Origin of the sequence: Massilia scottii (genome assembly GCF_030846495.1) — a bacterium.
Lineage (GTDB): Bacteria > Pseudomonadota > Gammaproteobacteria > Burkholderiales > Burkholderiaceae_D > Telluria_A > Telluria_A violaceinigra.
This window is the reverse complement of record NZ_JAVCWM010000002.1, coordinates 168,067-178,306: the sequence shown is the minus strand read 5'-3', so window position 1 is coordinate 178,306 and position 10,240 is coordinate 168,067. Positions and strand designations below refer to the sequence as shown.

2 protein-coding genes are annotated in these 10,240 nt (G+C 70.7%); both read left to right on the top strand.

Annotation, left to right across the window (positions count from 1 at the left end):
- A complete protein-coding gene (locus RBA41_RS03110) occupies positions 1 to 402 on the top strand; it encodes a DUF6960 family protein (protein WP_306620931.1) in 402 nt (133 codons plus the stop codon).
- Positions 399 to 10,217: a Tc toxin subunit A-related protein gene (locus tag RBA41_RS03105; protein ID WP_306620930.1), complete on the top strand. Its 9,819-nt coding sequence runs from the start codon at positions 399 to 401 to the stop codon at positions 10,215 to 10,217. Before RBA41_RS03110 ends, RBA41_RS03105 begins: the two co-directional genes overlap by 4 nt.
- Positions 10,218 to 10,240: the final 23 nt, after the last annotated feature.

Genomic DNA, 10,240 nt, shown 5'->3' with positions numbered 1-10,240 from the left:
ATGCCGTCACGCCCGTCACAGTTCGCCCTGTACAACTGGTTCCCGGAACGCGGAGCGGACCTGGTCCATCCGGACGACCTGGCCGCCTTCGCCGCCATCCCGCCGGCCGGGCTGGTGTTCGGAGTGGAGTCCGGTGGCGCGGGCTGGGTACTGCTCGATGCCGGCCAGGCCAGCTTCCGCGTACGTCCCGACCTGTTGCAGCCGCTGCCGGCGCCGCGCTACTGGGTGGGCGAGCATGTCCGGTTCATCAAATCGGGCGTGCCGCAGCGCGGCGTGGTGGCGCGGGTCGGCTGGCATTTCAAGGAAGCGGCGCCGATGTACTACGTGAGCCAGGATGGCAAGCGCCTCAAGAAGACCTATCACGAGCAAGACCTATCCCCCATCAACGCGGAGTCACCATGAACGAGTCCATCGCTTACGTCACCAGTATCGGCGTAGCCGATGCCGGCCAGGTCGCGCGCCTGCAGCAGGCCTTGCGCGCGCTGCGCTTTCCGATCGCCGACGCCGAAATGAGCGCCGGCGTGGCCGGTCCCAGCACGGTCGCGGCGATTCGCGCGGTCGAGCGCGGGGCGAAGCTGCGCATCGATACCCGCATGGTGCTGGGCGCGGCGGCGGCCGGCGAGATCAATCGCCGCCTGGAGGCGGCCGGCGTGGCGCTCGACACCGACGGCAAGGCCGCCGACCTGCTGTACGTCGAAGGCACCGTGCGCGGCTCGGACGGGGTGCCGGTGGCCGCCATCGAAGTACGCGTCTACGACCAGGATTTGCGGGTGCGCCAGATGCTGGGCAGCGTGCACACCGACCATGAAGGCAACTACCTGATTCCCTACGACGGCGCCGCCTTCGCCCGCGCCGAGAAAGGCTACGCCGACATCGTGGTGCAAGTGGGCGAACCGAAAGCCGAGACGCCGCTGTACGAAAGCGCGATCCTGTTCAACGCCCCGGCGCACCTGGTCCACGATGTGCGCCTCGCTACGCGCGGCCCGTCGCTGTTCCGGCGCCTGATGGCGGCGCTGGCGCCGCTGGCCGAACAGCAGGAAGTACGGATCGAGGAAATCGACGAAAACGCCCGCTTTCGCGACATCAGCTTCCTGGCCGGCGAAACCGGCTTCGCGCCGTCCGAGATCGCCGCGCTGGCGGTGGCCGCGCGGCTGGCGCGCGATACCAAATTCGAGCACCACATGCTGTTCGCGCTGGTGCTGGGCGGCCTGTGGAGCGAGCCCGCCACGGGCGAACACGCCGCGCACGGCGAACTCGATGCGCGCGCCAAGGCCTTGCGCGAGCGCTTCGGCGAAGTCTCGCGGCGCCAGGTCGCCGGGGCCCTGGACAACGCCGCCGAACGCGCCATCATCGCGGCGTCAAAGGACGAAATCGCGCGCTTCACCGATGCCTTCGCCGACTTTTCCAGCCGCGACGAGCAGGCCAGGCAGCGCCTGGGCATCCCGCTGGCGGCCCTGAACCGGGTGCTGGGCGAGCAGGCCGGGGCCGTGCGCCAGCACCTCGACAGCGCCGCCGACAGCGCCGAATTCCTGCGCCGCCTGCAGGCCGATGTCGAGGTGGCGCCGGAGCTGGTGCGGCGGGTGGAGGGCGTGGTCGCGCTGGGAACGGCCAGCCTGGGCGACACCGACCTGACGCTGCAACTGGCGGAGCAATTGCGCTCGGCCGACGACGTGCGCATGCTGGCCCGCCTCGACGCCGGCGCCTGGCACGAACTGCTGCTCAAGCACAATCCGGACCGCACGCCGCCCGCCTTCATCGCCGCCGCCGGCGGCGACCTGGCCCGCTATGGCGCGCTGCTGGAGGCGCGCTTCGCCCAGCTGTATCCGACCCAGGCCTTCGCCGGCGCGGCCGCGCGCGACCCGAAAGCGGGCCGCGCCACGGCGCAGCTGGAGACGCTGTTGCGCGAACAGCCCGACATCGAATTCGCCGACCTGTCGCTGGACCGCTACTTCGCCCGCCGCGGCGAGGGCAAAGGACGGGAGGCGGCCGCCGCGCTCAAGCCGCTGCAGCGGCTGTACAAGGTCAGCCCGGACTACCCTGCCGTGGCGGTCATGGCGCGCCATGGCTTGCACTCGGCGCAGGCGGTCTACCGGCGCGGCGAGGATGCCATCGTCGCCCTGCTGCGCGACGAAGCCGGCATGAGCGCGCGCGCGGCCCGCCTGGCCTACGCGCGGGCCGCGACCACCGCCGCCGCCAGCCTGCAGGTGGCGGTTGGCCTCGCGGCCGAGGTGCAGGTGGGCGCGCCGATGGTCATGGGCGCGCTGGAGGACAACGCCAGTTTCCCGGAACTGGCGCCCCTGTTCGCGCTCGGTAACGATTGCGCCTGCGAGGACTGCCGCTCGGTACTCAGTCCGGCGGCCTACCTGGCCGACCTGCTGCTGTTCCTGTTCAACCGCCAGCTCGGCACCGGCCGCAACGCCAAGGACGTGCTGCTGGCGCGCCGTCCGGACCTGGCCTGGATCGACCTCGATTGCGCCAACGCCCACACCCCCCTGCCGTATGTGGACCTGGCGATCGAGGCGATGGAAGAGCTGGTCGCCCCCGACCGCGTCGGCACCCTGGGCGCGGCCCTGCGTGCCACCCTGCCCACCGACAGCGCCGACCACGCGCCGGATGCCGCCGTGGTGGCCGCCTTTGCCGGCTTCGCCGAACCGGTCGCGCTGAGCGCGGCGGCGCGCGTGCGCCAGGTTGGCGCCAGCTGGATCGTGCGCGACGGCCAGCGCCATTTCCGCGTGCCCGACGGCGCCGGGCCGCTGGCGGTGCTGGTGCTGCGCAATACCCACGGCAGCGCGCGCGAACGCGAACTGATGCCCGAATACGCCAACGCCAGCGCGCAGACGGCGCTGGCCGGCATCAGCTACCCGTGGACCCTGCCGCTCGACCTGGAAGGGGCCGAAACGGCGCAGGCGCTGTCCAAGCTGGGCATCGAACGGCATCGCCTGATGCGCACCCTGCGCGGCCCCGCACTGCCCAACAATCCCGCCGACTTCGACATCGCCGCCGCGCGCCTGGGCATCTCGCCGGCACTGGCCAGCATCCTGGTGACGCCGGCGGCCGATCCATCGGCCCAATGGGGCGCGGCCAACGTGGCGCAGGCGGTGGCGCGCATGGAGCACGTGCCGGCCTTCCTCGACCTGACCGGCCTGTCCTATGCCGACCTGCTGCGCCTGCTCGCGCTGCCGTACGCGAACAGCGGCGGCGCGCTCGCCATCGCGCACCTGGACGACAGCTGCGACCTGGCGCAAAAGCGCCTCACCGGCCTGGATGCGGCCGCGCTGGACCGGCTGCACCGTTTCCTGCGCCTGACGCGCGCGCTGGCCCTGCCGGCCGCCGACGCCGACCTGCTGGTGCGCCGCTTCGGCGCCGGCGGCGCGCTCGGCGTGCCGCAAGACCTGGTGGCGATCGCGCAGGTGATGGAAGTGCGCAGTGCCCTGGGCGATTTGGCGCCCGAGGAAGCGGCGGCCCTGTTCGGACCGATTCCGGCGCAAGACCGCTTCGAACAGCCGCACCAGATGCCGCTGCCGTCGCTGTATGCGCGCCTGTTCCTCGACCCGCTGGTGCAGCGCCCGCTCGATCCGGCCTTTGCGCTGGACGCGGTCAGCGCGCCGGCGCCCGCCGCGCTGCTGGCCGATCACCGCGCGGCGCTGGGCGCGGCCCTGCAGCTGGGCGACGCCGACGTGCACCTGCTGCTGCCGCTGGCCGGCCCGGCGCTGTCGCTCGACAATCTGTCGCTGCTGTTTCGCCATGCCCGGGTGGCGCGCGCCCTTAGCATCGGCGTGGCCGAATGGAGCGTGTTCGCGCGCCTGGCCGCAGGCGATCCGTTCGCCTCGCCGGCCGCGCTGCTCGCCATGCTCGACCTGGTGGCGCGCTCCCGCGCGCTGGGACTGGACGGCCCCTTGCTGGCGCACCTGCTGGAAGCGCGCCTCGATGTCGACGGCGCGCTGGCGGCCGACGCCATCGGCGAAGCGCTGGGCGCGCTGCGCGACCAGTTGCGCACGGTCGATGCCGACACGGCGGCGCCATCGGCCGACGCCGACCGCGCCACCCTGCTGGCGCGCCTGCGAGATGCACTGGCGGTGCTCGACCCCGATCCGGCGCGCGCCGCGCTGATCGGCGCCATCGTCGAGCAGCGCCTGGTGGCGCGCGCCGAGATCGCGCCGGTGCCGGCGGGCGCTTACACGCCATCGAGCGCCGTGCTGGCCCTGCCCCTGACGGTGGTCAACGATGGCGCTCGCATGGTGCTCAGCTTTACAGGGATCCTGTCGCCGGCCGCCAAAACGCTGCTGTCCGGCGTGGCCGGGGCCGGACCGGTGGCGGCCGATCCGCTCTGGCTGGCGGCGCTGGACGCGCTGGAAGCGCAATGGCGCTTGCCGCTGGCGACCGTGTCGACCCGCTACGAAGCGGCGCTGGCCGCCCTGCCCGCCGGGCTGTCCTTGCCGCCCGAATTCAAGCGGCGCGCCCGCCATGTGGCGCGGCGCCGCGTGTTCCAGTTCGACGGCGTCATGAGCGCGGCCGAGCGCGACGCGCTGCTGGCCCTCTCGCCGGACCCGGCCTGGGCGGCGGCGCTGGCCGCACTGTATGCCCAGCCGCGCGCAACGCCGGTGGCAGCGGCCGAACGGCTGGCCGATTTCGCCACGTGGCAGTTCGCCGCCGCCGGCGACGACGAGGCGGCCGCCGACGTCAAGGTACGCGCCAACCTCCAGGCGCTGCTGGCGGTGCTGCTGCCGCGCGCGCGCCGCGCCGCCTCGGAGGAAACCATCACGGCGGCGCTGCAGGTCATCACCGGCCTGGAACGCGACGCCATGCTGGTCCTGCTTCAGCGGATCAACTTGGGCGCACGCAGCTTGATGGCGGTACTTGGCGACCGGGCCGCCTTCGTCGATCTGGCCGGGCCGCTCACGCCCGCCGCCCTGCCGGCGCAATTCCAGGGCGTCGACCTGCTGCACCGCAGCGCCCGCATCGCCACCCTGTTCCTGATGGGCGCGCGCGAGCTCGACCTGGCCATCACGCTGGCCTCCGCCGGCAGCGACCTGCTGGCGTTCCAGGCGCTGCCGCTCGCGTACACGGGCGCCGCGCCGCTCGCGCCGCCCCTGGCCCGCCTGGTCGGACTCGGGGAAATCCTGCTGCTCGACCGCAAGAGTGCGCGCAAGCCGCTGCGCCTGCTCGACCTGATGGCGCGCATCCTGGCCGCACCGGGCACGGTCAGCCCGGGCGGCGGGGGCGCCACGCTCGACCTGTACGCGGCGGCCAATACGGCGCTCGGGTGGAACACGGCGGACGTCGCGCTGCTGGCCCAGCCCGGCGCCGGACTCGGGCTGGCCTATCCTGCCGACTTTTTCGCCGCGTCGGGCTGGCTGCGCCTGCAGCGCGCCCTGGCCCAGGTGCTCAAGACCGGCCTGGGCGTGGCCGACGCGCTGCGTCTGGGCCGCGCAGTGCCTGGCAAGGATGAAGCGGCGCTGGCCCGCATGGCCATGCGCGCACGCCTGGGCGAACAGTTCGCCGTCGCGCTGCGCCAGGTCCAGGATCGCTTGCGCACGCTGCGGCGCGACGCCTTGCACGACTACCTGCTGGCCCACGTGCAGCCGGGCAGCGGCGCGTTGCCGCCCTCGCCCACCGGACGCTGGCGCCGGCCGACCGACGTTTTCGCCTACCTGCTGATCGACCCCAAGATGGGCGCCTGCCAGATGACATCGCGCATCGTCCAGGCCACCATCGCGGTCCAGACCTTCGTGGAGCGCTGCCGCCTCGGCTTCGAGCCGGAAGTCTCGCCCACCATGGCCGGCGACGCGCGCTGGGACCAGTGGGACTGGATGAAGGCGTACCGGCTGTGGGAGGCGAACCGCAAGGTGTTCCTGTTCCCGGAAAACTGGGTCGAGCCGGAACTGCGGCGCGACAAATCCTACGCCTTCAAGGAATTGCAGGACGAGTTGCTGCAGACCGAACTGACCGAAGACAGCGCGCGCGAAGCCTTCCTCAACTATATCGATAAGCTCGACCAGGTGGCCAACCTGGACGTCACCGGTGTCCACTGGGAAGACGGCGGCGGCAGCGGCCGTGGCGCGCTGCACGTGGTCGGGCGCACGGCGGGGCAAGAGCCGCATGCCTGGTTCTACCGCCGCTTCGAGCATCCGGCCGAGCGCTGGAGCGCCTGGTCCAAAATTGACCTGGACTTGAAAAGCGCGCCGGTGGTGCCCTTCATGTACGACCGCCGCATCTTTTTGGCGTGGCCCGAATTTCGCGAACAGAAGCCGGCAACCGGGGACACGATCACCATTCCCGGCGCGGGCGGCGGCGGCGCCGCGGAAGTGAAGAATCCTGGCCTGTCGACCGGCGTGGCGCTGTCCGAACTGCGCAACGGCAAATGGTCGCCCAAGAAAGTGGCAGCCCAGTTCCTGCCGACCGCCACCGTGGTCTCGACCTGGGTCCTGCCGCTGCAGGCACGGCTCGCCTGGACCCCGCTCGATCTGCGCAAACTCGATGGCGGCAACTTCTACTTCCATGATCCCGACGCGCGCTACTACTCGGGCCGCGGCGAGTACTACGAGTTTCTGGGCTGCCGCGGCTATCCGGAGCCGACGAGAGGCAGCGTCACGGTCGCCAACGTGACCTTCGTCAACATGCACTTGCAGGCCGCGCGCGACGTCGAGATGGAGACCAACTCGTCGCTGGTCGCGGTGGGCGGCAGCACCTACGGCGCCGGGACCCTGATCCTGGGCGAGACGCCGTCCTGGAAGCGCATCACCTACCCGCACCACATCAACAACTTCGACCTCAATTTTTTGCAGTCGATGCGCCTGCTGGCCATTCTGATGGGCCAGTCGGTGGCGTCCACGCACGGCAACGACCGGCGCCAGTTCGCGCTGACCGGCACGCGCGCACCGTGGATCCTGGCCGACAAGCGCCGCAGCTTCTTCGTCGAACCGGTGTCGGCGCCGCCGGACGGGCGCCTGCTCACCGGCTCCGCCCTGCTCGACTGGAGCACGACCGTGGTGCGCAGCGTCGGCAGCGCACTGCAGCCGCTGGTGCAGCTGATCATCGACTTCATTCTCTTGCTCGATCCGAACCGGCGCCTGCGCATGTCGCCCTTCTACCATCCGATGGTGTGCGCCTTGCGCGAAAGGCTGCTCGAAGGCGGCGTGGCGCGGCTGATGGCGCGCCCGACCCAGTTTTTGCGCGGCGACCTCGATTTCGCGGCCAGCTACAACCCGAACGACGCCGTCGTGCTGCGCGACGACCAGCACGGCAACGCGGTCTACCACCCGCGCGAAGAGGTCGACTTCAGCGCGCGCGGCGCCTATTCGCTGTACAACTGGGAACTGTTTTATCACGCGCCCTTCATGGTCGGCACGGAACTGATGCGGGCCGGCCGGCACGAAGACGCGATGCGCTGGCTGCGCCATATCTTCGATCCGGCCGGCGCCGACGGCAAGGACCCGGTCAGCGGGGTGCCGCTGGCGGCCGGCGACAAGCGGCGCTTCTGGATCACCAAGCCCTTTTTCGAGCGTGAAGCGCCCGGCTACGCGGCCGGCCGCATCGACAGCATCCTGCGCCTGCTGGCGGCGCAGCCGGGCGACCCGGGCGTGGACATGGCCGCGCGCGACGAACTGATACGCCAGGTCGCCACCTGGCGCGACCATCCCTTCGACCCGCACCTCATCGCATCGAGCCGCAACATCGCCTACCAGAAGGCCGCCTTCCTGCGCTTCGTCGAAAACCTGGTGGCCTGGGGCGACAAGCTGTTTGCCGCCTCCGACGTCGAAAGCGTGATGGCCGGCGGCGCCCTGTACCTGTATGCCAAGTCCTTCATCGGCGAGCTGCCCGAGGAAGTGGCGCCGCGCGTGAAACCCGTGGCGCGCACCTATGCCGAGATCGAGCTCGATATCGATGCCTTCGGCAATGCCATGGTGGCGGTGGAAGACCTGCTGCCGGCCCTGCCGCCGATGGGGCCGCCCGAAAGCGGGGCCGCGCCGCCATCCGTGCTGCACTTCTGCATTCCGCGCAACGACAAGCTGCTCTCGATGTGGCGCCTGGTCGACGACCGCGTGCACAAGTACCAGGCTTGCCTCGACCTGCTCGGCCAGCCACGCAAGACCTCGCTGTTCGCGCCGCCGATCGATCCGGCCGCCGCGATCGCGGCGATGATGGCGGGCGTGTCCGCCGGGGACCTGCTGGCCGACAGCGCCGCGCCGCTGCCGCCCTACCGCTTCGCCACCTATCTGCAAAAAGCCAACGAACTGGCCGCCGACCTCAAGGCGGCCGCCGGCTCGCTGCTGTCGGCGCTGGAAAAAAAGGATGGCGAAGCGCTGGCCCTGCTGCGCCAGAGCCATGAACTCAAGCTGCTCGACGCCACCCGCGCCATCAAGCTGGCCGCCATTGCGGAAGCCGAAAGCGCGGTCGCCAACCTGGAAGTGGCGCTGGCCATGGCGCGCCTGCGCAACCAGTTCTACGTCACCCGCACCTTCATGAACGCCGGCGAATCGACCGCGCAGACGATGAGCGCGGCGTCGCTGGTGATCTCGGTCGGTGCCGTGGTGGCCGACACCCTGGGCGGCGTGATGGCGGCGATTCCGAATTTTTCGGCCGGCGCGTCCGGGTTCGGCGGCTCGCCCCACGTGGCGGTGCAGACCGGCGGCATGGCCTTTTCGCGCGCGCTGGAGATGGCGGCCAAGGCGCTCACCCAGACCGCCGGCATCATCGACAAGGGCGCCGGCATGGTGTCCACCGTGGCTGGCTACCAGCGCCGCTTCGAGGACTGGCAGATGCAGGCCAGCGTGACGGCGCGCGAAATCGAACAGGTCGGCATCCAGATCGCCGGCGCCGGCATCCGCGTGGCCAACGCCAGGCGCGAGCTGGCCAACCATGAGCAGCAGGTGGACAACGCAAAAGCGGTCGACCAGTTCATGCGCAGCAAATACACCGGCCAGGAACTGTACAGCTGGCAGGCGGCGGAAATCGGCAAGACCTTCTTCGAGACTTACAAGCTGGCCTACGCCCACGCCAAGCTGGCCGAACGCTGCTACCGTTTCGACCACGGCCTGGCCACCTCGTCGATCATCGGCTTCGGCGCCTGGGACAGCGCGCGCAAGGGCTTGCAATCGGGCGAGCGCCTGCAGCTCGACCTGCGCCGCCTCGATAGCGCCTACCTGGCGGCCAACCGGCGTTCCTTCGAGCTGACCAAGAACGTGTCGGTGGCGCTGGCGGCGCCGCTGGAACTGATCGGCCTGCGGCGCAACGGCCGCTGCGAGATCGAGCTGCCCGAAGAACTGTTCGACCTCGATTACCCGGGCCACTATTTCCGGCGCATCAAATCGGTCGCCATCTCGATTCCCTGCGTCACGGGGGCCAACACGACCCTGGCCTGCACCCTGCGCCTGCTGCGCAACAGCGTGCGCACCAGCGTGGAATTGCCGGGAGGGGCCGCAGGGTATGCGCGCCGCATGCAGGACGGCATGGCGCTCGACGACGGGCGCTTTCGCGACGAGCAGGTACCGGTCAGCGCGATTGCGACCAGCACCGGCCAGAACGACGCGGGCCTGTTCGAGCCGGCTTTGCGCGACGAACGTATCCTGCCGTTCGAGGGCGCAGGCGCGGTCAGCCGCTGGTCGATCGAACTGATGGACGATGAAACCCTGCGCGGCTTCGACTACGACAGCATCGCCGATGTCATTTTGCACATCCGCTATACGGCGCGCGAGGAAGCGGGCGCGTTCAGGGCGGCTGCGATGGCCAATCTGCGCGCCCAGCTGGTGGCGGCGCAAAGCCGGCTCGAACTGCGGCGCGTCTTCCGTGTGTCGGCCGATTTCGCCTCCGCGTGGACTGCGCTGCGCAATCCGGCGCCGGGTTCCGCGCCGGAACTGCGCGTGGAGCTGCGGCGCGAGCGCATCATCGGCGGCGACGAGCGGCTGATACGCCTGCGCAATGTGCAGCTGCTGGCGGAGTACCCGCGCCGGCCTGCCGGCAGCGAACCGGATGTGGAATGGGAAGTGGGCGCGCCACCGCTGGCCGCGGCGGCAATCAGTGCGCTGGCGGTGGACCCGGACGACACCCGCTATGCCACCAGCACGGTCAGCGCGTTCGCGCCGGCGGTCCTGGGCGCGGGCGGGGTCCAGTGGCGCTTCCGTTTCCGCGACAATGGCGCCGATTTCGAGACGTTCGACCCGGCCACGTTCACAGAGCTGTATCTGGTGGTGGGATACACTGTGCAGGCACAGCCCTGAGGCGGCACACGGACCGCCGCCCC

Coding starts and splice junctions, on each gene's coding strand:
- RBA41_RS03110 (WP_306620931.1), top strand. CDS start 1: ATGCCGTCACGCCCGTCACAGTTCGCCCTGTACAACTGGTTCCCGGAA.
- RBA41_RS03105 (WP_306620930.1), top strand. CDS start 399: ATGAACGAGTCCATCGCTTACGTCACCAGTATCGGCGTAGCCGATGCC.